The sequence below is a fragment of the Mycobacterium sp. UM_WGJ genome (genome assembly GCF_000455125.1).
Lineage (GTDB): Bacteria > Actinomycetota > Actinomycetes > Mycobacteriales > Mycobacteriaceae > Mycobacterium.
Genome location: NZ_AUWR01000011.1, coordinates 118,903 through 144,995, shown reverse-complemented (window position 1 = coordinate 144,995; position 26,093 = coordinate 118,903). Strand labels below are relative to the sequence as shown.

24 protein-coding genes are annotated in these 26,093 nt (G+C 68.1%); 7 read left to right on the top strand and 17 right to left on the bottom strand.

Annotated elements, in window-relative coordinates; all coding sequences use genetic code 11:
- Positions 1-65: 65 nt before the first annotated feature.
- The gene (locus tag N416_RS0105135; protein WP_024441056.1) at positions 66-1,586 is read left to right on the top strand and encodes a class I adenylate-forming enzyme family protein; all 1,521 of its coding nucleotides are present in this window, start codon (positions 66-68) and stop codon (positions 1,584-1,586) included.
- Positions 1,583-1,885: a hypothetical protein gene (locus N416_RS0105130; RefSeq protein WP_024441055.1), complete on the top strand. Its 303-nt coding sequence runs from the start codon at positions 1,583-1,585 to the stop codon at positions 1,883-1,885. The genes N416_RS0105135 and N416_RS0105130 overlap by 4 nt, the downstream gene beginning before the upstream one ends.
- A gap of 4 nt (positions 1,886-1,889) precedes the next feature.
- On the opposite strand, the gene N416_RS0105125 is transcribed toward N416_RS0105130, so the two are convergent.
- The 15 genes from N416_RS0105125 to N416_RS0105055 form a co-directional block, all read right to left on the bottom strand.
- On the bottom strand, positions 1,890-2,603 hold the full coding sequence (locus tag N416_RS0105125; protein WP_024441054.1) for a hypothetical protein: 714 nt from the start codon (positions 2,601-2,603) through the stop codon (positions 1,890-1,892).
- A gap of 28 nt (positions 2,604-2,631) precedes the next feature.
- The gene (locus N416_RS0105120; protein WP_024441053.1) at positions 2,632-3,147 is read right to left on the bottom strand and encodes a hypothetical protein; all 516 of its coding nucleotides are present in this window, start codon (positions 3,145-3,147) and stop codon (positions 2,632-2,634) included.
- Between the two features lie 20 nt (positions 3,148-3,167).
- Complete coding sequence (locus N416_RS0105115; RefSeq protein WP_024441052.1) at positions 3,168-3,782, bottom strand: TetR/AcrR family transcriptional regulator; 615 nt, start codon at positions 3,780-3,782, stop codon at positions 3,168-3,170.
- A 150-nt stretch (positions 3,783-3,932) separates the two neighbouring features.
- Positions 3,933-5,081: an acyl-CoA dehydrogenase family protein gene (locus N416_RS0105110; RefSeq protein ID WP_024441051.1), complete on the bottom strand. Its 1,149-nt coding sequence runs from the start codon at positions 5,079-5,081 to the stop codon at positions 3,933-3,935.
- 10 nt (positions 5,082-5,091) lie between these two features.
- Entirely contained in the window at positions 5,092-6,237 is a 1,146-nt protein-coding gene (locus N416_RS0105105; RefSeq protein ID WP_024441050.1) for a thiolase family protein, read from the bottom strand.
- A 4-nt stretch (positions 6,238-6,241) separates the two neighbouring features.
- Positions 6,242-7,042 (bottom strand): enoyl-CoA hydratase/isomerase family protein, encoded by an 801-nt coding sequence (locus N416_RS0105100; RefSeq protein WP_024441049.1) that lies wholly within the window; start codon positions 7,040-7,042, stop codon positions 6,242-6,244.
- Positions 7,042-8,238 (bottom strand): CaiB/BaiF CoA-transferase family protein, encoded by a 1,197-nt coding sequence (locus N416_RS0105095; protein ID WP_036457263.1) that lies wholly within the window; start codon positions 8,236-8,238, stop codon positions 7,042-7,044. The genes N416_RS0105100 and N416_RS0105095 overlap by 1 nt, the downstream gene beginning before the upstream one ends.
- Entirely contained in the window at positions 8,238-9,416 is a 1,179-nt protein-coding gene (locus N416_RS0105090; protein WP_024441047.1) for an acyl-CoA dehydrogenase family protein, read from the bottom strand. Before N416_RS0105090 ends, N416_RS0105095 begins: the two co-directional genes overlap by 1 nt.
- A 74-nt stretch (positions 9,417-9,490) precedes the next feature.
- On the bottom strand, positions 9,491-11,197 hold the full coding sequence (locus N416_RS0105085; protein ID WP_024441046.1) for a thiamine pyrophosphate-binding protein: 1,707 nt from the start codon (positions 11,195-11,197) through the stop codon (positions 9,491-9,493).
- Positions 11,198-11,221: 24 nt separating this feature from the next.
- Positions 11,222-12,241: an acyl-CoA dehydrogenase family protein gene (locus N416_RS0105080; protein ID WP_024441045.1), complete on the bottom strand. Its 1,020-nt coding sequence runs from the start codon at positions 12,239-12,241 to the stop codon at positions 11,222-11,224.
- Positions 12,238-13,410 carry an acyl-CoA dehydrogenase family protein gene (locus N416_RS0105075; protein WP_024441044.1) on the bottom strand — a complete coding sequence of 391 codons (1,173 nt, stop codon included), beginning with the start codon at positions 13,408-13,410 and terminating at the stop codon, positions 12,238-12,240. The genes N416_RS0105080 and N416_RS0105075 overlap by 4 nt, the downstream gene beginning before the upstream one ends.
- On the bottom strand, positions 13,407-14,189 hold the full coding sequence (locus N416_RS0105070) for an enoyl-CoA hydratase/isomerase family protein (RefSeq protein WP_024441043.1): 783 nt from the start codon (positions 14,187-14,189) through the stop codon (positions 13,407-13,409). Before N416_RS0105070 ends, N416_RS0105075 begins: the two co-directional genes overlap by 4 nt.
- Positions 14,186-15,103, bottom strand: coding sequence for an acyl-CoA dehydrogenase family protein (locus N416_RS0105065; protein WP_024441042.1), 918 nt, complete (start codon positions 15,101-15,103; stop codon positions 14,186-14,188). The genes N416_RS0105070 and N416_RS0105065 overlap by 4 nt, the downstream gene beginning before the upstream one ends.
- Positions 15,100-16,251 carry an acyl-CoA dehydrogenase family protein gene (locus tag N416_RS0105060; RefSeq protein ID WP_196805098.1) on the bottom strand — a complete coding sequence of 384 codons (1,152 nt, stop codon included), beginning with the start codon at positions 16,249-16,251 and terminating at the stop codon, positions 15,100-15,102. Before N416_RS0105060 ends, N416_RS0105065 begins: the two co-directional genes overlap by 4 nt.
- Before the next feature lie 14 nt (positions 16,252-16,265).
- Positions 16,266-17,402, bottom strand: a complete 1,137-nt coding sequence (locus N416_RS0105055) for a CaiB/BaiF CoA-transferase family protein (protein WP_024441040.1) — start codon at positions 17,400-17,402, stop codon at positions 16,266-16,268.
- Between the two features lie 185 nt (positions 17,403-17,587).
- On the opposite strand from N416_RS0105055, the gene N416_RS0105050 reads away from it, so the two are divergent.
- From N416_RS0105050 to N416_RS0105030, 5 genes are read left to right on the top strand one after another with little or no spacing between them, the layout of a single operon-like run.
- Positions 17,588-19,195, top strand: coding sequence for an SMP-30/gluconolactonase/LRE family protein (locus N416_RS0105050; protein WP_024441039.1), 1,608 nt, complete (start codon positions 17,588-17,590; stop codon positions 19,193-19,195).
- On the top strand, positions 19,192-19,929 hold the full coding sequence (locus N416_RS0105045; protein ID WP_024441038.1) for a GntR family transcriptional regulator: 738 nt from the start codon (positions 19,192-19,194) through the stop codon (positions 19,927-19,929). Before N416_RS0105050 ends, N416_RS0105045 begins: the two co-directional genes overlap by 4 nt.
- Positions 19,926-21,524: an AMP-binding protein gene (locus N416_RS0105040; protein WP_024441037.1), complete on the top strand. Its 1,599-nt coding sequence runs from the start codon at positions 19,926-19,928 to the stop codon at positions 21,522-21,524. Before N416_RS0105045 ends, N416_RS0105040 begins: the two co-directional genes overlap by 4 nt.
- Positions 21,525-21,531: 7 nt before the next feature.
- Positions 21,532-22,317 carry an SDR family NAD(P)-dependent oxidoreductase gene (locus N416_RS0105035; RefSeq protein ID WP_024441036.1) on the top strand — a complete coding sequence of 262 codons (786 nt, stop codon included), beginning with the start codon at positions 21,532-21,534 and terminating at the stop codon, positions 22,315-22,317.
- Positions 22,314-23,780: an AMP-binding protein gene (locus N416_RS0105030; protein WP_024441035.1), complete on the top strand. Its 1,467-nt coding sequence runs from the start codon at positions 22,314-22,316 to the stop codon at positions 23,778-23,780. Before N416_RS0105035 ends, N416_RS0105030 begins: the two co-directional genes overlap by 4 nt.
- On the opposite strand, the gene N416_RS0105025 is transcribed toward N416_RS0105030, so the two are convergent.
- Both N416_RS0105025 and N416_RS0105020 read right to left on the bottom strand, forming a co-directional pair.
- Positions 23,749-25,113 (bottom strand): cytochrome P450, encoded by a 1,365-nt coding sequence (locus tag N416_RS0105025; protein ID WP_024441034.1) that lies wholly within the window; start codon positions 25,111-25,113, stop codon positions 23,749-23,751. The two genes, N416_RS0105030 and N416_RS0105025, sit on opposite strands and share 32 nt — an antisense overlap.
- A gap of 116 nt (positions 25,114-25,229) precedes the next feature.
- Positions 25,230-26,012, bottom strand: a complete 783-nt coding sequence (locus tag N416_RS0105020; RefSeq protein ID WP_024441033.1) for an enoyl-CoA hydratase — start codon at positions 26,010-26,012, stop codon at positions 25,230-25,232.
- Between the last annotated feature and the right edge of the window lie 81 nt (positions 26,013-26,093).

Here is a 26,093-nt window from a genome sequence, read left to right as displayed (position 1 = left end):
CGTACGATATCGAAACTACCGAAAAATGATAATGTCGTTCTCATGGCTGTTCGGAGGGCGCAACGGTGAGCATTTCGCTGCTGCTGGAGATGGCGGTATCCGCCGACCCGGATCGGGTTGCGGTCGTCTCCGAGACCACCCGCTACACCACCGCGGAGCTCAACGCCCTCGCCGACGCCGGCGCGGGAGTGATCGAGGAGACCGGCGCCGGCAGCGTGGCCTACGTCGGGATGGGTGGCGACATGCTGCCGCTGCTGCTGTTCTCCGCGGCGCGCTCCGGGCGGCCGTTCGCACCGCTGAACTACCGGCTCAGCGGCCAAGCGCTGCGCGAGCTGATCGAGCGACTGCCGCAGCCGCTCGTCGTGGTCGACAAGGAATACCGCGACATGATCGGCGAGGCCGGCGATATCGGCGTCGCGGTAATCGATTCCGACACCTTCTGCGCCCGCGCCCAGACCGCCACACCCACGGTGCAATGGCCCGATCCCGACGAGGTGGCGGTGGTGCTGTTCACCTCGGGGACCACGTCCACACCCAAAGCCGTTGAGCTAACGCACAATAACCTGACCAGCTACGTGACACAGACGGTCGAGTTCGACTCCGCGGATACGGGCGACGCCGCGCTGATCTGCGTGCCGCCGTACCACATCGCCGGTGTCGGCGCCGCGCTGAGCAATCTGTACGCCGGGCGCAAAGCCGTTTATCTGCGCCGGTTCAGCGCCTCGGAATGGATCCGGCTGGTCAACACCGAGGCGGTGACCACCGCAACCGTGGTCCCCACCATGTTGGAGCGCATTGTCTCCGAGTTGGAATCCCGCCCGACCCCGCTGGCCACCCTGCGCAACCTCGCCTACGGCGGCTCCAAAGTCGCGTTGCCACTGGTGCGCCGCGCACTGGATCTGCTGCCCGAGGTCGGCTTCGTCAACGCCTACGGCCTGACCGAGACCAGTTCGACGGTCGCGGTGCTGACCCCCGAAGACCACCGGACCGCCTATGCCTCCACCGAGGAAGCCGTTCGCAGGCGGTTGGGTTCGGTCGGCCGTCCGGTGCCCGGCATCGAAGCCGCCATCCGCGACGACGAGGGCCGCGTGCTGGAAGCCGGACAACCCGGTGAGCTTTATGTACGCGGCGAACAGGTTTCGGGCAAATACACCGGCATCGGGTCGGTGCTCGACGACGAGGGCTGGTTTCCCACCCGCGACCTCGCCGTGCTCGACAAGGACGGCTACCTGTTCATCGTCGGGCGCTCGGACGACACCATCATCCGGGGTGGGGAGAACATCGCCCCCGCCGAGATCGAGGACGTATTGGTCGAGCACCCCGAGGTGCGCGACGTCGCGGTGGTCGGCGCACCCGACCCGGAGTGGGGACAGATCATCGTCGCGTGCGTGGTGCCGGCACCGGGTGCCTCGCCTGATTCCGAGGCACTGCGCGAGTATGTTCGACAGCAGCTGCGAGGATCCCGCACCCCCGACCGGATCGTCTTCCGACCGGAGTTGCCGACCACCCCGACCGGCAAGGTGTTGCGCCGGGAACTCGTCTCTGAAGTTGAAGCACTGCCCACCAATGCCGAAGGGGCGCAATGATCAAGTCCGGTACCCGCCTGAAGAGCCAGGTCTGCGACACCCAGGTCATCGTCGTCAAGACCGCCGACAGTCTCGATGATCTGCGCGCCGGTGGCGCCCCGATGGTGCCGCTGGACGACACCACTTCCAGTGACGCAGCACTGGACCCGGACTTCTCCGGCGGTGCGGTGATGGGCAAGCGCTATGTCGACGAAGCCGGCGCCGAGGTGCTGGTGACCAAGGCCGGCGCCGGAACCTTGAGCATCGGTACCGTGCCACTGAGCATCAAAGAAGCCAAGCCGCTGCCGGCCAGCGACTGAGCGCTCAACTCGCCGGCTCGTCCGCCGTTTCAGATTCGTCGCCGACGCGCATCAGGTGCGCCAGGCGACCGACGAACACCGGCGGATAGATCCCGACGCCGGCTCGGGTGATCCATTCGGAGGCGAACTCGGGTTCGTTGATCCACTGCCCGGCGCCGAATTCGTCGTCTGCTTCCTGCAGCATGAAGATCTCGCGCGGGTTGTCGAAGGCCTGGAATATCAGGATCTTTCGGATACCGGCCGCGGTGAAGTGCTTTTCGGTGGCATGAACGTGGGAGATCAGTGCTTGAGTGTCGCCGACTTCGGCCACGGCGGCGACCACCACACCCGGCGGTTCGGCGAGGCTCGACGAAGGAGAGGCGAAGCCGGGACCGCCGCATGAACCCGGCGGTTCGGCGAGGCTCGACGTGTCGGTCAGATCGATGCGCTCCACCAATGATCCGGCGAACACCGCCGGGATGTCGCTGACGCCGACGGCATCGAACCAGGCCATGAAGGCCTCATCGCGCAGCAGGTCGACTACCGGCTGCGCGGCGTAAATCGCCATCACCGCCAGCACTCGACCCGGATCGACCGTCGAGGTGTAGACGAGCACGTGGTGGGCGCCCAGGTGGGCAAGGCTGTCGCGGTGTCGCTGCATCAGCGGCCAGACCTTGGCCGGATCCGGCACCCGATAGTCGGTCACCAGCACCAGGGAGCGTGCCAGTGGGTCCGGCATCATGTCGGTCGCGCGCTGCCCGCGCCCCTCAACTGGCTGGGCTCAGGTCCGCCGCGACCGAGGTACACGCCGCCGGCCCGCAGCGGAACGTCTCGATGTGGCCGTCTCCGGCGTGCGAATTCGCCGGATCGATGCCGGCCGCGCGCAGCGCCTGCGCCTTGAAGGCACGAGCTGCCGCACTGAGCCGGTGGTGGCGGGCGTCGACGTCGCTGTTCAATTCCGCGGGCACGTCGCCCCACAATGTCACCTCGGTGCTGCTGTGCTCCAGCGCGTCGATCACGCCCTGGCGTACCTGGGCGTGGCCGTCGAACATCTCGGCGCACACCGCGATGGTCTGCGGGTGCGGCCAGTGCTCCCACTGCGTGAGCACCGACGCCAGGTCCAGCACCTTGGCCCCGAGGATCTCCAGCGGGCGGGTGTCCTCGACGTCATCGATCAAGACCGTGACGTCCCAGCCGGCAGTCGCCCGGTCATAGAGCCAGCCGCCGGCGGCCATCACGACGTCGACGACGCTGCGGCCCACGATGTCGAACCGGTAGCGCATGTCCTGCTCCCCGGTCCCGCTCACCGCTGGGCTTCCTTTTCCGGCGGAGCGAAGTCGCGGGCCAACGTTTCCGCGTACCCCGCGAACACTTCGTTCAGAGGTATTGAGGGATCCAGCAGCCATGACATCTCCATTCCGTTGATAAAGGCGATAATCTCCGCGGCCTTGGCGGTCGCGTTGAGGTCTGTGCGGTAACGGCCGTCGTCCATGCCGCGCCGGATCAGGTCGGCGACGATCTCCAGCGCACTGCGGTACCGGTTCAGCATCCGGTCGTGCAGCGGCGCCTCCGGCAGGACATTCTCGGCGAGCAGCACGGTGAAGGTGCCGACCAGTTCGGGCGCCCGGGTGAACCGCTCGGCCACCCGCTGAATCTCTTCGATGAGGTCGCCGCTGCGGTCGGCGTGGATGTCGTCGTCGGCGTCGCGGGCGTCGAGCACCGCGTGCAACAACTGCTCCTTGGAGGCGAAATGGTGCAGCAGGCCGGCGGCGCTGACGCCGGCGTTGCGGGCGATCTGCGCCAGCGAAGTGTTGCGCCAGCCGTTACGCGCCAACAGGTGCTCAGCCGCCAACAGAATCCGCTGCCTGCGGTCCTCGCCTTTGGCGAGAAGTGTGGCGTACGGCCGGGGTGACGTCACCGGTCTCCTTCGCTTAACCAACCAAGTGAACACACAGTAGGTTGGTTAGGCCCACTGTGACAAGGGTCTCACTCAAATAATTTTTCGGAGTACCTCTCACCGAGCGTGACGTTGGCTTCGCTCGGACGGAATCCGCGGCGTCGTCTGCCCTCAGAGACCCAGCGACTTGGCGACGATCATCTTCATTACCTCGCTGGTCCCGGCATAGATCCGGGCCACCCGCGCATCGGTGTACAGCCGGGCGATCGGGTATTCCATCATGTAGCCGTAGCCGCCGAACAGCTGCAGACAGCGGTCGATGACCCGGGCCTGCATCTCGGTGCAGAACAGTTTGGTGCGGGCGGCGTCAGCACCCGACAACACTCCCTCGACGTGGTCGGCGACCGCCCGGTCGAGCATGCACTGGGCCGCCTCGATCTCGGTGGAGACCGCCGCCAACTCGAACTTGGTGTTCTGGAACGACGCGACCGGCGAACCGAACACGTTGCGGTTCTGGACGTAGTCGATGGTCGCGGCCAGCGCTGAGCGGGCCTGCGCGACCGACCCGACCGCCACCGTGAGACGCTCCTGGGCGAGGTTGTGGCCCAGATAGCTGAACGCCTCACCGTCGGCCCCCAGCCGGTTGGCCACCGGAACCCGCACGTCGGTGAACGACAACTCGGCGGTGTCTTGGACCTTGCAGCCCATCTTGTCCAGTTCGCGGCCGCGCTCGAAGCCGGCCATGCCGTCCTCGACCACCAGCAGGGTCAACCCGCGGCGACGGTTGTCCGGGTCGGTCGAGGTGCGGGCCACCACGATCACCAGGTCGGCCTGGATGCCGCCGGTGATGAACGTCTTGGCGCCATTGAGGATGTAGTCCTCGCCGTCTCGCACGGCCGTGGTGCGCATCCCGGCCAGATCCGATCCGGTGCCGGGCTCGGTCATCGCGATCGCGGTGAGCAGCGTGCCGGCCGCCATCCCGGGAAACCAGCGCGCCCGCTGCTCGTCGTTGGCGTAGTGCAGGAAGTACGGCAGGATCACCTCGAGCTGGGTGCGCACCGTGGACAGCGTGACCAGGGCGCGCGCCGCTTCCTCCTGCAGCACAACGTTGTAGCGGTAGTCCTCGACACCAGCGCCGCCGTACTGCTCGGGGATGGCCATGCCCAGCATCCCCAGCGATCCCAGGTGCTCGAACACCTCGCGGGGCATCCGGCCGGCCTTCTCCCAGTTGGGGTACTCGGGCACCACGTGCTTCTCGACGAAGTCGCGGGCCAAGGCCCGGAATGACTCGTGGTCTTGGGTGAACAGGTCGCGCCGCATGAACAGTCCCCTAACCGACCAGCTCGACGATCGTGGCGTTGGCGGTACCGCCGCCCTCGCACATGGTCTGCAGGCCGTAGCGAATCCCGTTGTCGCGCATGTGGTTGATCATCCGGATCATCAGCACTGCCCCCGACGCGCCGAGCGGGTGGCCCAAGGCGATCGCGCCGCCGAGCGGGTTGAGCCGCTTGGCGTCGGCGCCGGTCTCGGCCAGCCACGCCATCGGCACCGGGGCGAAGGCCTCGTTGACTTCGAAGACGCCGATCTCGTCGATGCCCAGTCCGGCACGCTTGAGCACCTTCGCTGTCGCCGGGATGGGCCCGGTGAGCATCAGCACCGGGTCAGCGCCGGTCACCGCGCCGGCGGTGTAGCGCACCAGCGGAGTCAACCCGCGACGGGCGGCCTCGTCCTCGCTCATCACCAAAAGCGCTGCGGCGCCGTCGGAGATCTGCGACGAGTTGCCGGCGTGGATCAATCCGTCCGCACGGAAGGCCGGCTTGAGCCCCGCCAGCTTCTCCGCGGTGGTGCCGCGGCGGATGCCTTCGTCGGCGTCCACCACGCCGGCGTCGGTCGCCACCGGGACGATCTGATCGCGGAACGCACCGATGTCCTGCGCGGCGGCGGCCAACTCGTGGGAGCGCGCCGAATACTCATCGACCTGAGTGCGGTCGAAACCCCATTTCTCGCAGATCATCTCGGCGCCGATGCCCTGGTTGAACACGAAACCGTCATAGCGGGCCAGCGCTTTCGGACCGAAGGGCTCGCCGGTCGCGCGGGCGGCGCCGAGTGGGACCCGGCTCATCACCTCCACGCCGCCGGCGACCACGATGTCTTGCTGGCCCGACATCACGGCCTGCACCGCGAAGTCCAGCGCCTGCTGGCTGGAGCCGCAGGCCCGATTGACGGTGGTTGCCGGGACGTGCTCTGGCCAGCCCGCGGCCAGCACCGCGTACCGGCCGATGTTGGAGGACTGATCGCCCACCTGCGACACGCAGCCCCACACCACGTCATCGACGATGCCCGGGTCGGTTCCGGTGCGCTCCATGAGTTCGCCCAGCACGAGCGCGGACAGGTCCGCGGCATGGGTGCCGGCCAGCCCGCCGTTGCGCTTGCCGACGGGGGTACGCACCGCTCCGACAATCACCGTGGGTCGCATCTGACTACTCCGTTCTCGTTGTCTTCGGCGGCCACCCGCCGGTGAAGCGCGGCGCACGCTTCTCGGCGAACGCCGCATAGGCTTCCGCGGCATCGGTGCCCGCGAAGTTCACGATCTGGGCCCGCGCCTCATTGGCCAGGGACTCGGGCAAGGTGGCATCGGCCCCCTGATTGAGCAGCGCCTTGGTCTGCGCCAGCGCGCGCGGCGGGCCGGCGGCCAGTCGGTCGGCGAGGCCGTCCACGAATTCGTCGATCTCGCCGGCACCCACCACCCAGGTCACCAGGTTCAGCGCCTGCGCCTCGCCGGCGTCGATGGTCTCGGCCAGCAGGGCGAGCCGCTTGGCCTGCTGCAGCCCGACGAGTTTGGGCAGCAACCAGGATCCGGCCAGATCGATCGAGAGCCCCCGCTTCGAGAAGATCTGGCAGAACGTCGATTCCGGTGTCGCGACCACCAGATCGCAACCCAGCGCCAGATTCCAGCCGGCCCCCACGGCGACACCGGCCACCTTCGCGATGGTGGGGACGGTCAGCTCGTGCAGGGCCAGTGCGACATCGGAGAGGCGACGCAGCTTCTCCACCGGGTGGACCTCATCTCCGGCGCCGATATCGGCGCCCGAGCAGAACGCCCCGCCGGCGCCGGTGATCACCAGGGCCCGCAGGTCGGGGTCGTCGGCGGCGGCGCGCAGTGCGTCGCGCAGCGCACGCCACAACTCCGGGTTGATCGCGTTCTTGCGGGCGGGCCGGTTCAGGGTCAGCGTCCGCACGCCGTCGCGGTCGGCGCGCAGCAGTACTTCGTCGTAAGCCATCAACGCCCAGCCTGCCCGATGACCCCGTCGGCGCGCAGGGCGACGATCTCCTCGCCGGTCAGGCCCAGTTCGTCCAGCACCGTGTCGGTGTGTTCACCCAAGTCCGGTACCGCCCCCATCGGTGGGCGGTAGCCGGAGATGACCGGCGGCGGCAGCAGTGACGGGATGGGGCCGGCCGGGGTGTCGATGCTGTGCCAGCGGTCGCGGTCGCCCAGTTGCGGATGCGCCAGCACGTCGCTGGGCGTGTTGTAGCGGGCGTTGCCGATCCCGGCGGCGTCGGCGGCGTCCTGGATGTGGGCCAGGTCGTGGCGGGCGCACCACGCGGCGATCGCCTCGTCCAGTATCGCCCGGTTCGCGACCCGGTCGGCGTTGCCGGTGAAGCGCGGATCGTCGGCGAGATCGTTGCGGCCCAGCAGTTCTCGGGCCAGCCGCTGCCATTCCCGGTCGTTGGTGGTGCCCAGCACCACGGTGTGGCCGTCCGCGGTGGGATAGGCGCCGTAGGGCGCCACCGCCGGTGAGCTCATGCCCAGCGGCTGCTGGTCGATCCCGGAGTGCCGGGCATAGGTCAGGTGGTAGCCCATCATCTCGGCCATGGTGTCGAACAGGCTCACGCTGACCGATGGCGCCGGCCCGCTGCGATCTCGGCCGACCAGCAGCGCCATGATCGACAGCGCCGCGTAGAGGCCGGTGGTGACGTCGGCGACCGGCGGGCCCGGTTTGGCCGGGGCGCCCGGATTGCCGGTCACCGAGCACACGCCCGATTCGGCCTGCACCAGCAGGTCGTAGGCCCTTTTGTGCGACAGCGGTCCGCCGGTGCCGTAGCCGTCGATCTCCACGGCGATCACGTTCGGGTGCCGGTGCGCCATCTGCTCGGGGGAAAGGCCCAGACGTGCGGTGGCGCCCGGCGCGAGGTTGGACACCAGCACGTCGGCGCGGTCCAACAGGCGGTGCAGGACATCGCGTCCCGCTTCGCTTTTCAGGTCCAGGGTCACCGACTCCTTGCCCCGGTTGACCCAGACGAAGTGCGCGGCCTGGCCGTGCACCACGTCGTCGTAGTAGCGGGCGAAGTCACCGCCGTCGGGGTTTTCCACCTTGATGACCCGCGCGCCGAAGTCGGCCAGGGCGCGGGTGCACATCGGCGCCGACACCGCCTGTTCCAGCGCCACCACCGTGATGCCGGCCAGCGGTGCAGCCATCAGTAGCTCCTCGGCAGGCCGAGCACATGAGAGCCGAGGAAGTTCAGGATCATCTCCTGGCTGACCGGGGCGATCTTCATCAGGCGGGACTCCCGGAAGAACCGGGAGATGTTGTATTCCTCCGAGTAACCCATCCCGCCGTGGGTCTGCAGCGCCCGGTCGGCGGCCGCGAAACCGGCATCGGCACAGAGGTATTTGGCCATATTGGCCTCACGGCCGCAGGACTTGCCGTTGTCGTAGAGCCAGGTGGCCTTGCGCAGGATCAGCTCGGCGGCGTCCAGGCGGGCCAGCGAGTCGGCGAGCGGGAACTGGATGCCCTGATTCATCCCGATCGGCCGGTCGAACACCACCCGCTCATTGGCGTAGCGGACCGCACGGTCCAGCGCGACCCGGCCGATGCCCAGCGCCTCGGCGGCGATCAACATCCGCTCCGGGTTGAGCCCGTGCAGGATGTAGGAAAAGCCCTTGCCCTCTTCACCGATCCGGTGTTCCGCCGGGATGCGCAGGTCGTCGATGAACACCTCGTTGGACGACACCGCGTTGCGGCCCATCTTGGTGATCGGCCGGATGTCGACATGGTCGCGGTCGATGTCGGTGAGGAACAGGGTGAGACCGTCGGTGGGTTTGGCGCCGCGCTTTTCCACGTCCTCGCGGGACTCGGTGCGGGTCAGCAGCAGGATCTTTTCGGACTCCAGGGCTTTGGAGATCCAGACCTTACGCCCGTTGACCACGTAATCGCTGCCGTCGCGCTTGGCGAAGGTGGTGATACGGGAGGTGTCGAGGCCCGCGGTGGGTTCGGTGACCCCGAAGCACACGTGCAGATCGCCATGGACGATGCGGGGCAGCGTTTCGGCTTTCATCTCGTCCGAGCCGAAGACCACGACCGGCTGCATGCCGAAGATCGACATGTGGATCGAGCTGGCGGCGTTCATGCCACCGCCGGAACGCGCCACTTCCTCGGCCAAAATGGTGGCCTCGGTGATGCCCAGGCCGTGCCCGCCGTATTCCTCGGGGATGGTCATGCCCAGCCAGCCGCCGCCGGCGATGGCGTCGTAGAACTCCTGCGGGAACTCATGCGCCTGGTCTTTGGTCATCCAGTACTGGTCGTCGAACTTCGCCGCGAGTTCGGCGACCGACTGCCGGATCAGCTGCTGGTCCTCGGTCAGTTCGAAGCTCATTCCGCCGGACATGGTTTCCTCCAGCCCATCAGCACGTGCACGTTGTTAGCCAAAAACGAGAATAACATTCTCGCTTACTGGGTTCCTTCGGCGTACCAGGTGCGGAACTCGGCATAGTTCGGCATCTCCTCGGAGTTGGCTTTGGGGTCGATGCAGACGTGGATCACCGCGGTTCCGCCGGCGGCGAAGGCCCGCTCGATGGCCGGGCCGATCTGCGCTTCGTCGTCGACGAACTCCCCGCGCGCACCCATGCCCTCGGCGATCTTGTCGAACCGGACGTCCTTGCCCCAGTGCACGCCGGGCTGCGGCGAGGGTTGCTCGAAGGTCCGCTTGTAGACGCCGACTTCCAGGCCCCATTGGTGGTCCACGCCCACGACGCAGACCAGCGGCAGGCCCAGCCGGGCCGCGGTCTCCAGCTCGGCGATATGGAACAGGAACGCCGAGTCGCTGGTCAGCAGCATCACCGGCCGCTTACCGCCCTCAGCGACCGAGGCGCCCACGGCATAGGGCAGCCCGGTGCCCAGGTGCCCGAAGTTCTGGTTCCACATCACGTCATGCGGTTTGGCCTGCGAATAGGTCCATTGGAAGATCACCGTGGCGCCGCCGTCGCGCACCATGATGCCGTCGGCCGGGAATGCCCGCGTGGCCTCGACCACGAAGCGCGCCGGATGTACCGGGGAACGACCAGCCGGTGCGGTTTCGGCCAGTTCGGCGAGCTGGTCGGCGTCCTGCTTGATCCAGCGGTCCAGGTCCGCGGAAGGAACGCGGGGATTGCCTTTGAGTTCCTCGACCAACTGCGGAACGATGCCCCGCAGATCACCCACCAGGGCTACGTCCACCGGCCGGTTCACCCCGATCGCCAGCGGGTCCTGTTCGACGTAGATCCACTTGCGCTCGCCGTTCTTGCCGGCCCAGTGCCGGGTGGTGCCGTAGTGCACCGGCTCGCCCAGCTCGGTGCCCAGCGCCACGCAGACGTCCGAGCCGGCGACGGCCTCAACGGCCGCCGTGGAGAAGCCGTAGGGGAAGGTGCGGTCCTCCAGGCCCGGGATGAACGCGGTACCACCGGAGGTCTGGATCACCGGGCAGGCCATCAGCTCGGCCAGCTCGGCGACCGCGGCCGCACTGCGCGAGGTGTATACCCCGTGGCCCACCAGCAGGATGGGGCTGGACGCCTTGCGGATGATCTCGGCGGCCTGCGCCACCTCGGGTGCGCCGGCCCGCTGATTCACCAGCCGGTAGCGGTGCGGCTCGGGCGGGTCGGCGACGTCGAGCTCTTCGAGGATGACGTGCGACGGGTATTCGATGTAGGCCGGACCGGGAGTGCCCGACATGGCGCGGCGGATCGCCTCGTGCACGATCTCGTCGGTCTGGTCGGCGTATTCGATCGACGCGCTGTACTTCACTGACGGCGTGAAAAGTTCTTCCTGGCGCACGAATTGGATCCGCCCGCGCCGCACCCGGCGCTCGGTGATGCGGGCACGCTGGCCGCCGAGGAACACCACCGGGGAGTTCTCCACTCGCGCACACATCATGGCGCCGGCGATGTTGGCCACCCCGGGCCCCAGGGTGCCGATGCACAGGCCCGGCCGGCCGGTCATCCGCGAGGCGGCCTCGGCCATGAATCCGGCGCTCTCCTCGTGGTGCGGCGCCACCACCGACCAACCGCGCTTTTCGGCCTCGACGAACATGTGCACGAAGTTGGGGTCGGGGATGCCGAACAGCGTGTTGACGCCTTCGGCCTCGAACAGTTCCAGGATCCGGCGATAGACGGGCACACCCACAGTCGAAACTCCTTGCTTGACTTGTTAATACCGTTGAGCGAGATGACGACGGTGCGCTGCCGGGGATCCGAACAGCGACCGGTTGAACGTGGCGCGCTTGAGATAGACGTGGATGCCGCTCTCCCACGTGTAGCCGATGCCGCCGTGCAATTGCAGTGCTTTGCCGACCACGTCGACGGCGGCCGCGCAGGTGTAGGACTTCGCCATGGCGGCAGCGGCATCCACGTCTGCGCCGTCGGACCCGCCCGTCGCCACGGCGTGAACCGCGTCGCGCACCAGGTTGCGGGCCACCGTGACTTTCACCAGCATGTCTGCGCAGGCGTGTTTGACCGCCTGGAAGGAGCCGATGGGCCGGCCGAACTGTTCCCGGGTCTGCGCATACGACACCGTTGCGGCGAGCATGGCCTCGGCCAGACCGAGGCTGTCGCATGCCACCGCGACCGCCGCCCGTTGCGCGAGGGCCGCCGGGTTGCCGGCGAACCGCAGCACCGCCGCGTCGGCCACTTCGATTCCGTCGGCGGCGACGGTTCCGACGCGGCGGGTTTCGTCGAGCACCGGTTGTTCGGTGACGCTCAGCCCTTCCACGGCGACCACGACATCAGCCCCGGACGCATCGCAGGCCGCTACCAGCAGTCGGTCGGCGCCGTCGGCGTCCGGCACGAAGTCGGCACGGCCGGTCAACCGCCGGTCGGCGTCGAGGGTGAACGATCCCCCGATCACCGCGGCAAGCCGGGTCCGTCCGGCGGCGACGTCGGCCAGCAGGGCATCACGGACCTCGCTGCCCTGCAGGCTGTTCAGCATGCCCACCGACAGCACCGCAGAACCCAGATAGTGCGATGCCGCAGCAGCGCGGCCCAATTCCTGGCAGATCACCGCGGCTTCGGCGAAGCTCGCCCCCGCACCGCCGAGGGCTTCGGGAACCTCCAAACCCACCCAGCCGGCGTCGACGACGGTGGACCAGCCGACCACGCGGTCACGGCCCAGCAGGTCGGCGGCGACCGCACGCAGCTCGTGGTGCAGTTCGGCGAAATCGGTTGTGGTCACGGCATGCTCGGCTCTCTGGGCAGGCCGAGACCTCGTTCGCCGATGATGGTGCGCTGGATCTCGCTGGAGCCGCCGGGAATGGTCCACTCCCAGGAGCCGATGAAGTCCAGCACCCACGTTCCCGATTCCCATCCGCTGGACAGCGGCTTGTCCAGCACGGTGTGGGCTTGCAGCCCACCGATCTCGGCGCCGAAATCGGTGAGCCGCTGCAGCACCTCGCTGTAGAACAGCTTCACGATCGAGGCATCGGCCGGCCCGGCGGTGCCGGCTTCGACGTCGTGCACCAGTTGGCGGCACATACCGCGCAGTCCGGTGATCTCGGTCTCCAGCTGCGCCAGCCGGTCGGCCACCACCGGGTCATCGGCGGGGGCGGCTTGCACCAGCCACCGAAATCCCGCGCAGCCCAGTCGCTCGGCGAGCTCGAGCATGGTCATGCCGCGCTCGGCGCCCAGGGTCGCCTGCGCCACCTGCCAGCCGGCGTTCTCCGCCCCGATCAGGTTGGCCGCCGGAATGACCACGTCGTCGAGGAAGATCTCGCAGAAATGCTGGTCACCGACGGCGTTGCGGATCGGCCGCACCTGCACGCCGGGGGTCGCCATGTCCAGCAGGAAATACGAGATGCCTTTGCGTTTGGGGGCGTGCGGGTCGGTACGGGCCAGCAGTAGACACCACTGGGCGTGGCTGGCGCCGCTGGCCCACAGCTTCTGGCCATTCACCACATAGCCCTCGCCCACCCGGCGCGCGGTGGTACGCAGCGATGCCAGATCCGAGCCGGCCCCCGGTTCGGAGAAGCCCTGCACCCAGATCTCGCCGTCGAGGATCGCCGGCAGATGCCGGCTGCGCTGCTCCGGTGTTCCGGCGGCCAGCAGGGTGGCGGCCGCGTGGTGGATGCCGACGAAGGCCAGCACCAGCCGGGGCGCGTCGTGGGCGGCGAGTTCCTGATACAGCACGGCCTGCTCGGCCACCGACATGCCACCGCCCCACTCGCGGGGCCAGTGCGGGACCGCGAACCCGGCGCTGTGCAGGGTGGCGAACCAGCTGCGCTGGAAGTCGACGAACTCCTGTTCGCTCACCCCGGTCTGGGCTTGGCGCCAGTCCGCGGGAATGTTGTCGCGGCACCACTGGCGAACGTGCGCGCGGAAATCGGCGGTTTCCTGCGGTGCTGTCATCGCCGGTTCGCCCGCTCTGCGAAGGCGAGCAAGCGCTGCCGGTGTTCCTCGGACTTCATGGTCGCGACCTCGGCGGCGAACCCGGCCTGCAGCGGCCCGGCCAGCACCTGCGACAGATACATGTTGACCACTCGCTTGGTGCCCTGCAGCGCCTCAGGAGGTTGGGCCGCCAGGCGGTCGGCCAGCTGATGTGCTTGCGGCAGCAGCTCTTCGGGTGCCACGGTGCGGCTGGCCAGTCCGAGCTCGACGGCGGTGGCGGCGTCGATGCGGTCGCCGGTGTAGAGGTACTCGCGGGATCGCAGGATCGGGGTGATCAGCGGCCACAGGGCGGCTCCCCCGTCACCGGCGACCAACCCGACCGCCACGTGCGGATCAGCGAGATAGGCCTTCTGCGAGATCAACACGATGTCGCAGAGCACCGCCACGCTGCAGCCCAGTCCAACGGCGGGGCCGTTGACGGCCGCGATGATCGGCAGCGGGAACCGCAGCATCTCTTCGACGATCTGCGCCCCTTCGCGGATGCTCTCGTCGCGGGCGGTTTCGTCGTCGAGGAAGGTGGTGATCCAGTTGAGATCGCCGCCGGCGGAGAACGCCCGCCCGGCGCCGGTCAGCACCACGACCCGGACCGCCTTGTCGGCGGCCAGTTGACGCCATACGTTGGCCAGGCCCCAGTGCAGGTTGGCGTTGATGCTGTTCAGCTCGTCGGGCCGGTTGATCGTGACGTTGCGGACCGGTCCGTCGCCGGTCACTGTGATCTCTTCAGGCAGGTCGTATTTCACGCGTAGAGTCCCGTCAGTCCGGTCTGTTGAGCGCGGCGGGCCAGCAGGTCGCGGGTGGCTGACAGCCCCCACGGCAGGCGGCGCAGTGGCTGGCTGTAGCGCGACAGCCACGACAGTGCGGTCTCGTCGCAGAACCCGACGGCGCCGTGCAGTTGGTGGCAGACGCGGAACACCACTTCGGCGGCTTCCAGCGCCGCCGATCGCAGCGCCAGCGCGTCGTCGGTGGCTTCGGGACGCCCGGTCGCAATGCTCCACAGCGCGTATTTGGCCAGCATGTCCAGCCCGGCGCGCTCCACCTCGGCATCGGTGAGCTGAAACTGCACGCCCTGAAACGTCGACAGCGCCTGGCCGAACTGTTCACGCAGCCGCACGTGGGCGATCGTCAGATCCATTGCCCGGTCCAGCATTCCCAACAGCGTCCAGCAGGGCAGTGCCAGCGCTAGGGCGAGGTCGGCCGCACCGAGGGTGTCGACCTCGGCCAGGACCAGTTCGGCCACCAGGGCCGGGCGGGCCTCCGACTGCCCCACCACGGTGCTGCGCAGGCCGGCCAGCGTGACCGTGGCCCAGCGCTTCGACAGTCCGGCCACCCCGCCGGCGGGGGCATGCTCGGCGACCACGATCAGCCCGTCGACGTCGAGATCGGCGGGCGCGGAAAGGCATTCGGCCACCGGGTATGGCAGCGCCCAGTACCCGGCGGCCCGGCACAGCGCGGCGGCGGCTTCGAGTTCGTCGGCGTCGTCGCGGGGCTTGAGCTCGTAGGCGCCCAGCCCGCGCAGGATCGGCGCGACCAGTTGCTCGCGCAAGGCGGGGTCGGCGTCAGCGCGCAGCACCAGGTCGTCGCCGCCTGCCGCTTCGAAGGCCCGGCGTGCCGCCTGGCCGAATTCCTGTGCGTCCGAGCCGAGTTCGAGATTCATCGCCCCGCCGCAAGCAACGCGCGGGACAGCAGGATGCGCTGCATCTCGATGCTGCCCGAGGACACGGTGGCCGCCTGCGAGTAGCGCCAGTGGTCTTCGACCTCTTGGCGGTACCACTGTGCCGGCGGGCTGTCGGGAGCCTCGGCGGCGATCTCCATCAGCACCTCGGCGCTTTCCTGGTCCAGCCGGGTGACCGCGATCCGGTAGGCGGCCGCGTCACCGGGCGCTATGCGGCCGCTGGCCTGCAGCGATACCACCCGGTAGGCCATCAGCCGGGCCCGCCGGCAGTGCGTGAGCATGCGCACCCACCGCGCGATCAGCTCGCCGGGCAGGGCGTCCCATCGCGGCCCGAGGACATGCGGCGCCGCGGCGAGCAGCCGTTCGCAGCGCGCGTAGCGGGCGATTCCGACGCGCTCGAAGGCCATCACGTCGGCCACGATCGACCATCCCGCGTCGAGTTCACCGAGTACGTCGGCATCGGTGACGCGCAGGTCGTCGAAGAACACTTCGTTGAGATGGTGCGGACCCATCATGGTGCCCAGCGCCCGTACGGTGATGGCGGGGTTGTCCATCGGGACCAGGAATACCGTCAGGCCCTGCTGCTTCTTGGTGACCGATCCTTCGCCGATCCGGGTGGTGCGCACCAGCAGGAAGCACCACTGCGCCATGGTGGCGTACGAGGTCCAGATCTTCTGACCGTTGATCAGCCAGCCGTCGCCGTCGCGGCGAGCATGGGTGCGTAGCGAGGCCAAATCCGAGCCGGCTTCGGGTTCGGAGAAGCCCTGGCACCAGATCACCTCGCCGGCCGCGATCGGCGGCAGGTGGCGGCGCTGCTGCTCGGGCGTGCCGTGCCGCATGATGATCGGCCCGACCCAGTTCACGCCCATGTACTGGGCACCGCGCGGCTCATGGTGCGCCCACATCTCCTCGCGCACCACGGTCTGTTCCCACACCGAGGCGCCCGCCCCGCCGAATTCTTCCGGCCAGGACAGACACAGCAGATCCTGCTCCGCCATCACCCGGCAGAATCGTTGTGCCGCAGCAAGATCTGCGGGGTCGTCGGTGAACGCACCCGGGAAGCGTTCGGGCAGTTCACGTCCGATCAGGTCGCGCAGCTGGAGCCGTAGTTCACCGGCCCGCGTCCCCATGTCGAAGTCGAGTGTCACGAGGCGCCCTGCTCGAGTCCGAGTTCGGCGAAGACCGCCGCGGTGTGCGCGCCGAGTTCCGGGGCCGCGCCGGCGACCCGGCCGGGGGTCCGCGACAGCCAGGTGGGCACCCCGGGGAAGCGAACCGGGCCGTTGGGGGTGTCCACGGTCTCGAACAGACCGACCGCGTTGAGGTGCGCATCGTCGAACAGTGCCCCGGGCGAGTTCAGCGGGGCCGCTGGGATTTCCAGTTCCTCGAACAGCGCCAGCCATTGGGCGGTGGTGCGCTCTTTCATGGTCTGCGCCACCAGCCCATAGATGGTGTCGATCTGTCGGGCCCGCTGCGCCAGCGTGGCGTACTGCTCGGAGGACCACGGCGGTTGCACCGCACCGATGAAGGCGTTCCAGTGCTTGTCGTTGTAGATCAGCGCGGCGATCTGGCCGTCGCTGGTGGCATAGGGCCGCCGGTTGGGTGCCACCGTGCGCGGGTAGACGGCCGGACCCAGCGGCGGGTCGAACATCGCACCGTTGGCGTGTTCGACGAGCATGAACGAGGCCATGGTCTCGAACATGGCGACTTCGACTTCCTGGCCTTGTCCGGTCCGTTCCCGGTGGAACAGCGCCATCATCGTGGCGTAGAGGGCGGTCAGTCCGGCGATCTTGTCGGCCATGATGGTGCCGACGTAGTCGGCTCGCCCGGTGAGCTGTTCTTGTACCGCGGGCAGTCCACATTCGGCCTGAATGGTGTCGTCGTAGGCCGGGCGGTCGGCGGCCGGGCCGCGGCGGCCGTAGCCATAGCAGTTGGTGTAGACGATCCCCGGGTTGAGCGCGGCCACCTCGGCGTAGCCCAGGCCCAGCTTGGCCATCGCCTTGGCCCGCATGGAGTGAATGAACACGTCGGCCCGGCCGATCAGTGCGGTGATCGCGGTCTGCCCGGCCGCGCTGCGCAGATCCAGTACGACGCTGCGCTTGCCCCGGTTGACGTTGACGAACACTCCGCTCATGTCGGGTGCGGGACCGGCCGAGATATAGCGGGTGGCGTCGCCTTCCGGGGGCTCGACCTTGATGACGTCGGCACCCATGTCGGCCATGATCTGGGTGCAGTACGGGCCCATCACCATGGTCGTCAGATCGACCACGCGCACGCCGCTCAGCGGCCCGTGCGCCGGAGCGTACCCACCGGCGCCGTGGGCGCCCGCCCTCATTTGTTCGGACAAAATACTCCGTTCTGCGTAATGCAGAACACTATTCCGCAGCGGTTATTCGTGCGTCAAGGCCGGGTGGTCGTGCTTTTGCGGCCTATTGTCTGGACTAACCGGGCTTGATAACGTCCGGAGTCATGACTGCCTCCCTGCCGCTCCCTCGCGAGGTGGCCGGTACCCCCTCCGCCGCGCCCGGCTGGCGGCTGGAACGGATCACCGAACCGAGCCGGTTGTTCGGCGCCAACGGGCTGCGAACCGGACCGGACGAGCGGGTCTACATCGCGCAGGTGACCGGCAGTCAGATCAGTGCACTGGACGTGGTCACCGGCGAGTTGGCGGTGGTGAGCGCGCGCGGCGGCGATGTCGTCGCCCCCGACGACGTAGCCTTCGATGCCGGCGGCACCTTGTACGCCACCGAGGTGATGGACGCCCGGGTCAGCGCGCTCGACGCCTCCGGGCGCAGCCGCGTGCTGCGCGATGACCTGCCCTGCGCCAACGGCATCACCGTGCACCAAGACCGGCTGTTCGTCGGCGAATGCCGCGAGGGCGGCCGCCTGATGGAACTCGACCGGGCCACCGGCGGCAGGCGCATCGTGACCGAGAACCTGCCGTCGCCCAACGCCATGGAGGTGGGGCCTGACGGCCTGCTGTACTTCCCGGTGATGACCGCCAACGAGATCTGGCGCATCGATCCGTTCGCCGCCGACGCCGCCCCGCAACGGGTCGCGGGCGATCTGGGCGTACCGGACTCAGTGAAATTCGACGCCGACGGCTTCATCGTGTCCACCCAAGCCGCCAGCGGGCAGGTGCTGCGCATCGATCCGCGCACCGGCACGACCGCCGTGCTGGCGCAGCTGCATCCCGGACTGGACAACTGCACCTTCGTTGACCGGCGGTTGTTCGTCTCGAACTTCACCGGCGAGATCACTGAGATCGGCGCCACCGGCGAGATATCGACGGTGCTGCCCGGCGGCCTGAACTGGCCGCTGGATCTCACCGTGGACGGTACCGGCAGGCTCTACGTCGCCGACGGCACCTACTTCTACGCGATCGGTGCGAGCGGTCGCCTGGAAACCCTCGGAATGCTCTTCAGCCCCGGCTATCCCGGGTTCGTGCGGGGCGTGGCAGCCGTCGGCCCCGGCGAATTCGTCGTCACCACCTCCGGCGGGCAGGTCGCACGCTACCTGCCGGCGCGCTCGTCCAGCGAGGTGCTCGCCGACGGTTTCGACCAGCTCTATGGAGTGGCGGTGGGCCCCGCTGGTATCGCGGTCACCGAGTTCGGCACCGGCCGGGTGTTGGGGGTGCGCGCCGGTGCGGTGGACGTGCTGGCTCGCGACCTGGCCGGCCCGGTCGGGATCGAGATCGCCGGCGACGGGACCTACCTGGTGGCCGAGTCCGGCGCTGGCCGGGTACTGCGCATCAGCGGCTCAGATGTCCAACCGGTGGTCGACGGACTTGTTCGGCCGCAAGGGATTGCGCTGGCGCACCGCACGCTCTATGTCGTGGACGCCGGCACCCGGCAGGTGCTCGCCGTCGACCTCGACACCGGGGCACGGCAGCTGATCGCCGAGGGGTTACCGATCGGGCCCGCACCGGGCGTGACACCCAAACCGCTCAACGGAATGCCGCCGTTCTCCGGCCCCCAAGGCCCGTTCGCCGGCATCGCGCGCGGCCGCGACGGCACCCTGTTCGTCTCGGCCGACGGCGACGGCAGCGTGCTGGCACTGCACCCGGTCGTCCCGTGACCGACCACCGCTACCTGAAGGTCGCGCGGACGCTGCGCAAGGAGATCGCCGACGGCGTCTATCCGATCGGATCGCAGCTGCCCACCGAACATGAACTCTGCGAACGGTTCACCGTCAGCCGCTACACGGTCCGTGAGGCGTTGCGACGACTGCGGGAAGACAACCTCGTCGTCTCCCGTCCCCGCGCGGGCACCGTGGTGATCCCCCGCGCCGCGACCAACTGCTACGCCCAAGACGTGGTGTCGATCGATGACCTGGTGGCGTTCGCGGCCGGGGCACGGTTCGAGATCGACTCCAACGCCATGGTCACCCTCGACGAGGATGTCGCTGCCCGCACCGGCCTGCCGGTGGGCACCGAATGGCTGGCCGTGCGCGGCAACCGGCGCAGCCAAGGACAGTCCGCGCCGATCTGTCGAACCGAGTACTACATCAACCGGGCGTTCGCCGGAGTCGGCCGGCTGCTGCAGCGCCACTCCGGCCCGATCTTCCCGCTGATCGAGGATGTGTTCGGGGTCAGCGTCGTCGAAGTCCGCCAGCACATCCGGGCGGTGATCATCACGCCCGAACTCAGCACTGCGCTGGCCGTCGAACCCGGGACCGCCGGGCTGCAGATGCAGCGCAACTACACCACCTCCGAGGGTGAGGTCGCCCAGGTGACGGTGAACACCCACGCCGGCGAAGACTATCGCTACTCGATGACGCTGCACCGGGTGCCCGGACCGAGCAGCCCGTGACACCCCGCCGCACCGCCCAACAGGCCGCCGACGCTTACGCTGCGGGCCTGTGGGTCTCGACTACCTTGGCCGACACTCTGCGCGAGGCGGCCGAGCAGACTCCGGACCGGGTTCTGGTGATCGACGGCGACACCCGGTTGACCTGCCGGGAGCTGCACACCCAGGCGACGATGCTGGCCGGGGCGATGCTGGAACGGATCCGTCCCGGCAGTGTGGTGTCCTTCATGTTGCCGAACTGGCATGAGGCTGCCGCGGTGTATCTGGCGGCGACGCTGGCCGGGATGGTGGTCAACCCGATCCTGCCGTCGCTGCGCGACGCGGAATTGTCCTTTATCCTCACCGACTCGAGCACCCGAATGCTGTTCGCGCCCCAGCGGTTCCGCGGCCACGACTACGCAAAGATGCTGACCCGGGTGACTGCGTCGCTGCCCGAGGCACCCGAAGTGGTGGTGGTGCGAGGGTCCTCGACTGTTCACACCGACTACCGGGACCTGCTGCACGGCGTCCGGCAACCGGTGGCGCTGCCGGCGGTGGATGCCGATGCAGTCCGGTTGCTGCTGTACACCTCCGGTACCACCGGACATCCCAAAGGCGTTCTGCACAGTCATAATTCGATCAACGCCCTGATCCGCCAGGTGGGCCGGCACTGGCTGGTCGAACCCGGTGACCGGTTTCTGGTCCCGTCCCCCATCGCCCACATCGGCGGATCGATCTACACGTTCGAGGCCCCGTTGTTGCTGGGCACCACCGCCGTGCTGATGGACACCTGGGACCCCGATGCCGCGATAGCGCTCATGCTCGCCGAGCACTGCACCCACGTGGCAGGCGCGACACCGTTTCTGGCCCAATTGCTGGCCGCCGCGCGCGCTGCCGGCACGTTTCTGCCGCATCTCAAGCTCTTCGTCTGCGGCGGCGCGTCGGTCCCGGCATCGCTGATCCGCGACGCGGCCGGCTACTTTCGCACCGCCGTCGTCACCCGGGTGTACGGGTCCAGCGAAGTTCCGGTCAGCACGGTCGGATCGCTGGGTCCAGGCGACCTCGCCCACGCCGCAGAGACCGACGGCCGGGCCGGGATCGCCGACATCAAACTGGCCCCGCACCCCGGCGCTCCGCCGGGCGAAGGCGAGATCTACGTCCGCGGCCCGCAGATGCTGCTGGGCTACCAGCGCCCCGACGACGAAAACGGCTGCTTCGATGACCAGGGCTACTTCGCTACCGGCGATCTCGGCCGGTGGGTCGACGGGGACTGTCTGCTGGTCACCGGGCGACTCAAGGACGTGATCATCCGCAACGGCGAGAACATCTCCGCGCGCGAGGTGGAGGACATCCTGATCGGTCATCCGCAGATCGCGGAGGTCGCCGTGGTCGGTATCCCCGATGACCGCACCGGCGAGCGTGCCTGCGCGGTGATCGTGCCGGCCGGCCAGACCGCTCCGGGTGTCGCCGAGCTGCGCGCCCTGCTGGCCGAGCATGGCGTCGCGTTGTTCAAAACCCCTGAACAGGTGATGATCTGGGATGCATTGCCCCGCAACGACGCCGGCAAAGTGGTCAAGCAGCAGATCCGGGCGCAGCTGTCCCGCACAGAAGTTAGGTGAGTAGATCATGCAGGTAGCGATCGTGACCGGGGCCAGCAGCGGAATCGGGTTGGGCTGCGCGACAAAGCTTGCCGAGACCGGGATGGCGGTGCTGGCAACCGGACGTGATGAGGGCCGCCTGGCCGGCTTGGCGGAGACACTGCGGGCCGCAGGTACAGATCCCGACCGGATCGCCACGCTGGCCGTCGATCTGACCGCCGACACGGCGCCACAGCAGATCGTCGACGCCACCCTGGCCCGGTGGGGGCGAGTGGACTACCTGATCAACAACGCCGGCATCGGCAGCCCCAAACCGCTGCATGAGACCGACGACCAGACCCTGGACCAGTTCCTCGATCTCATGCTGCGGGCGCCGTTCCGGCTTACCCGTGACGTGCTGCCGCACCTGCAGCCGGGATCGGCGATCATCAACATCACCTCCACCTTCGCCGTGGTGGGCGGACTGCGCGGCGGGGCGTACTCGGCCGCCAAGGGCGGCCTGACCGCGCTGACCACCCACATCGCCTGCCAGTACGGCGCCCAGGGCATTCGCTGCAACGCGGTGGCACCCGGCGTCACTGTCACCCCGATGGTCGAACAACGCCTGACCGACAACCGGTTCCGCAAGCTCAACACCGAGATGACGCCGGCTCCGCGGCTGGGCCGGGTGGACGACATCGCGGGCACCGTAGCGTTCTTGTGCTCGGAAGCCGGCTCTTTCATCAACGGCCAGACCATCGTCGTCGACGGAGGTTGGAGCTCGACCAAGTATCTGTCCGACTTCGGCCTCGACTCCGACTGGGTGACACCGTGAACCTGTTCACGGTGCTGGACCAGGCGGCGACCCGGTTCGGCGATCGGGGCGCGGTGTATCACGGCGAGCGCCGCCTGCACACCTGGGGCGAGCTGGCCGATCGCGCGCGACGGCTGGCCACGTCGCTGGTGCGGGTGGCGGGGGCCGGCGCCCGGATCGCGATCGCCAGCGAGAATCGGCCGGAGATCATCGAGCTGATGTTCGCCACTTGGGCGGCCGACTGTGTTGTGGTGCCGCTCAATTACAAACTGCACCCACGGGAGATGGCGCAGATCATCGGCGACGCCGGCGCGGCGCTGGTCTTCGCGTCCCCGAAACTGGCGCCAGGGCTGGCCGACCTCGTTGCTGCACCCGTCGAGACCCTCGGCGACAGCACCTACCTGGACCGGGTTTGCTGCCCTGCGGTCGATGCGGTCGACCCGGATCCGTCCCGGCTGGCGTGGCTGTTCTACACCAGCGGCACCACCGGGCGCTCCAAGGGCGCCATGCTCACCCACCGCAACCTGATGGCGATGACGCTGGCGCATCTGTCCGACCTGGATGACCCCGACGCCGACTGCAGCCTGATCCACGGCGCGCCGATGTCGCACGGATCGGGTCTCTATATCGCGCCGTATGTGCTGCGCGGAGCGCGCCAGGTGGTGCCGGCATCGGGTTCGTTCGACGCCGCGGAGTTCCTCGCCCTGTGCGATCACCATCCGGGCGCCACCGCCTTTTTGGCGCCGACGATGGTAGGCCGACTGGTGGCCACCGGACGCGGGCGGCCGTCCAACCTGCGCAGCATCGTCTACGGCGGCGGTCCGATGTATCTCGGGGATCTGAAGCGGGCGATGTCCGCGTTCGGGCCGGTGTTCGCCCAGCTCTACGGCCAGGGCGAAGCGCCCATGACGATCACCGGCCTGGGGCGCGTTGATCACCGGGGCGACGACGCGGTCCTGGGTTCAGTCGGCTGGCCGCGCTCCGGGGTCGAGGTCGCGGTGCTGCGCGACGACGGCACCCGCGCATCCATCGGCGAAGTCGGCGAGATCGTCTGCCGCGGCGATGTCGTCATGGCCGGCTACTGGAACAACCCCGACGCCACCGCCGAGGCCATCCGGGACGGCTGGCTGTTCACCGGCGACAAGGGTTCGTTCGATGCCCGCGGCTGTCTCACCCTGCGCGACCGCTCGAAGGATGTGGTGATCAGCGGTGGCAGCAACATCTACCCGCGTGAAGTCGAAGAGGCGCTGCTGAGTCATCCCGGCGTCATCGAGGCGGGGGTGGTGGGTGCCCCCGACGCCGAGTGGGGCGAGATCGTGGTCGCCTTCATCGTGGGCGACGTCTCCGTTGCCGACTTGGACAGTCATCTGCTGGAACGCATCGCGCGCTTCAAGCGCCCCAAGCGCTACGAGTTCGTCGACGCGCTGCCCAAAAACAGCTACGGCAAGGTGCTCAAACGCCAGCTGCGTTCCCAGCTGGGGTGAGGCGGGCGACCACCGGGCCGCCGGTGTCGCGCCGGTGCACCACCGCCAGTCCGCCGCGCCCTGCGGCGGTCGTGATACCTCGGGAGTGGTGGCGCTCCCCCTTGGCCGCGGTCGGAAGAAGGTCGTAGTGGCGCAAGAGCGTCCGTAGCGTCACCAGCATCTCCATGTTGGCGAACGCGGCACCCACGCAACGGTTCACCCCACCGCCGTAGGGGACCCACAGTGCGGTGTCGGGAGGATTGCCGACGAACCGATCCGGGTCGAAGGTCTCAGGGTCGGCGAAGTTGTCCTCGGCGAAGTGCAGCAACCGGAAAGCCACCACCACCGCGTGGTTCTCCGGAATGACCCACGGGCCCAATTTGATCCGCGTACGAGTGATGCGACCGGTCCCCTCGACAACAGAGCGGGTCCGCTGCACTTCCCAGACCACCGCCTGCAGCAGGTCCGCTCCGCCGGAATCGACTTCGGCGACCAATCGATTCAAGAAGTCCGGGTGACGGCGGAGCCGTTCCACCGCCCATGCCAGGGTGGTCGCCGTCGTCTCGTGACCGGCGGCCAGCAACGTCAGCAGCTCATCGGCGATATGCACGTCACTGATCGGCTGCCCGTCGTCATAGCGGGCCGTCAACAGCAAAGCCAGGACGTCGGTTCGTTCGGCGAAGTCGGGCGCGTTGCGCGCGGTGTCGATCAATTTCGCGATCAACGCGTCGTAGCGTCGCCGATAGTCGTGGTAGCGCCCGCCCGGGCTCAGTCGGCCGAAGTCGCGTCGCGCTCGCGGTGGCAGCACCGCCAACCGCGACCCCAACGCCACCAAAGTCGGCAGCACCTCGCGCAATTCGTCGAACTCGGCTCCTTGAGCACCGAACACGGCACGCAGGATCACGTTGAGCGTGATCCGCATCATCGACGGTTGGGTGGCGAACTCGCGGTCTTGCGGCCACGTCGCGATCTCGCGCAGCGCCTCCTCTTCGACGATGGATTCGTATCCGGTCACCCGTTTGCCGTGGAACGGCGGCACCAGCAGTTTTCGGCGCCGAAGATGCGGGGTGCCGTTCAGACTGAAGGTCGAGCCCGGCCCCAGGACCGCCCCCAGATTGCCGGGTCGAGCCACCAGGTCGCTGTGGGTGGTGAAGAGGCTTTTGACCAACACCGGATCGCTGAGCACCACCGCATGTCCGACGATCGGCAGCCGCAGCGAAAAGGCGCCACCGTAGCGTTTTCCCAATGCCCGCATCGCAGTCTTGCGAGCGGTCATAAACAGCAGGGCCGCCAGCGGCTTTGGGATCGGCGCTACCGGCGGCAGCCGCACCGGCTCGGTCGTCTTCTCGGCCACTCCAACACCTTCCACACCGATCGGTACTTGTGGGTACCACGGTGCCATGAGGTGTCGCTCGCCTCAATCGTTAGATTCCCCGAGAACCGAATCACGGGGCTGGATCCGCCGAGTGGCTATTTGACCTGAGACTTCATCTCGTCGAGGTTGACCAGAATCGGCCACCCGCATACCGACAGCGCGTTGCCGTGACCGGTTTCGTGGATGTCGAACGCGGACTGGATCGCCGAGTGGAAGCCCTGCACGTCGAGGGTCTGGTTGACCGCACGTTTGGCCTGGCGCAGCGCGAAAGACGGCATGGTGGCGATGTGCTCGGCGAGTTGGCGGGTCTCGGCGTCCAGCTGATCACGCGGAACCACCCGGTTGACCATGCCGGTCTGTTCGGCTTCCTGCGCGGTCATCGCCCGACCGGTGAACAGCATCTCCTTGGCCTTGCGTGGACCCAATTCCCAGGTGTGCCCGTGATATTCGACGCCGCCGATGCCCATCAGCACCACCGGGTCGGAGAATTGCGCGTCGTCGGCGGCGATGATCAGATCGCACGGCCAGCACAGCATCAGCCCGCCGGAGATGCAGCGGCCCTGCACTGCGGCGATCGACGGCTTGGGCACATTGCGCCACCGCAGCGTGTACTCCAGGTAGCGCTTGCACTCGTGTTTGTAGATGAACTCCAAGGTGATCTTGTCCGGCACCGGACCGCCGCCCTTGATGTCGTGGCCGGCCGAGAAGTGTTTGCCGTTGGCCCGCAACACAATGACGGCGACGTCATCATCGTCGGCCGCGCGCGTCCAGGCCGCGTCGAGCTCGTCGAGCAACTCGGTGTTCTGGGCGTTGGCGGCGTCGGGCCGGTTCAGGGTGATCGTCGCGACCCGATCGGCGACCTCGTAGTCGATGTACATGAGCGTCCTTCAGGTTGCGCCGACAACTGTTGAGAATGCTCTTCTCATGAGAGGAAAGTTACCATCTTCCCCACCGGGATG

Bases quoted from the DNA above. Each gene is read 5' to 3' on its own strand.
- N416_RS0105130 (WP_024441055.1), top strand. From the start codon at position 1,583: ATGATCAAGTCCGGTACCCGCCTGAAGAGCCAGGTCTGCGACACCCAG.
- N416_RS0105095 (WP_036457263.1), bottom strand. From the start codon at position 8,238: ATGGCTGCACCGCTGGCCGGCATCACGGTGGTGGCGCTGGAACAGGCG.
- N416_RS0105090 (WP_024441047.1), bottom strand. From the start codon at position 9,416: ATGAGCTTCGAACTGACCGAGGACCAGCAGCTGATCCGGCAGTCGGTC.
- N416_RS0105075 (WP_024441044.1), bottom strand. From the start codon at position 13,410: ATGACAGCACCGCAGGAAACCGCCGATTTCCGCGCGCACGTTCGCCAG.
- N416_RS0105050 (WP_024441039.1), top strand. From the start codon at position 17,588: ATGACTGCCTCCCTGCCGCTCCCTCGCGAGGTGGCCGGTACCCCCTCC.
- N416_RS0105035 (WP_024441036.1), top strand. From the start codon at position 21,532: ATGCAGGTAGCGATCGTGACCGGGGCCAGCAGCGGAATCGGGTTGGGC.
- N416_RS0105105 (WP_024441050.1), bottom strand. From the start codon at position 6,237: ATGCGACCCACGGTGATTGTCGGAGCGGTGCGTACCCCCGTCGGCAAG.
- N416_RS0105125 (WP_024441054.1), bottom strand. From the start codon at position 2,603: ATGCCGGACCCACTGGCACGCTCCCTGGTGCTGGTGACCGACTATCGG.
- N416_RS0105100 (WP_024441049.1), bottom strand. From the start codon at position 7,042: ATGGCTTACGACGAAGTACTGCTGCGCGCCGACCGCGACGGCGTGCGG.
- N416_RS0105120 (WP_024441053.1), bottom strand. From the start codon at position 3,147: ATGCGCTACCGGTTCGACATCGTGGGCCGCAGCGTCGTCGACGTCGTG.
- N416_RS0105060 (WP_196805098.1), bottom strand. From the start codon at position 16,251: ATGGGGACGCGGGCCGGTGAACTACGGCTCCAGCTGCGCGACCTGATC.
- N416_RS0105065 (WP_024441042.1), bottom strand. From the start codon at position 15,103: ATGAATCTCGAACTCGGCTCGGACGCACAGGAATTCGGCCAGGCGGCA.
- N416_RS0105020 (WP_024441033.1), bottom strand. From the start codon at position 26,012: ATGTACATCGACTACGAGGTCGCCGATCGGGTCGCGACGATCACCCTG.
- N416_RS0105110 (WP_024441051.1), bottom strand. From the start codon at position 5,081: ATGCGGCGCGACCTGTTCACCCAAGACCACGAGTCATTCCGGGCCTTG.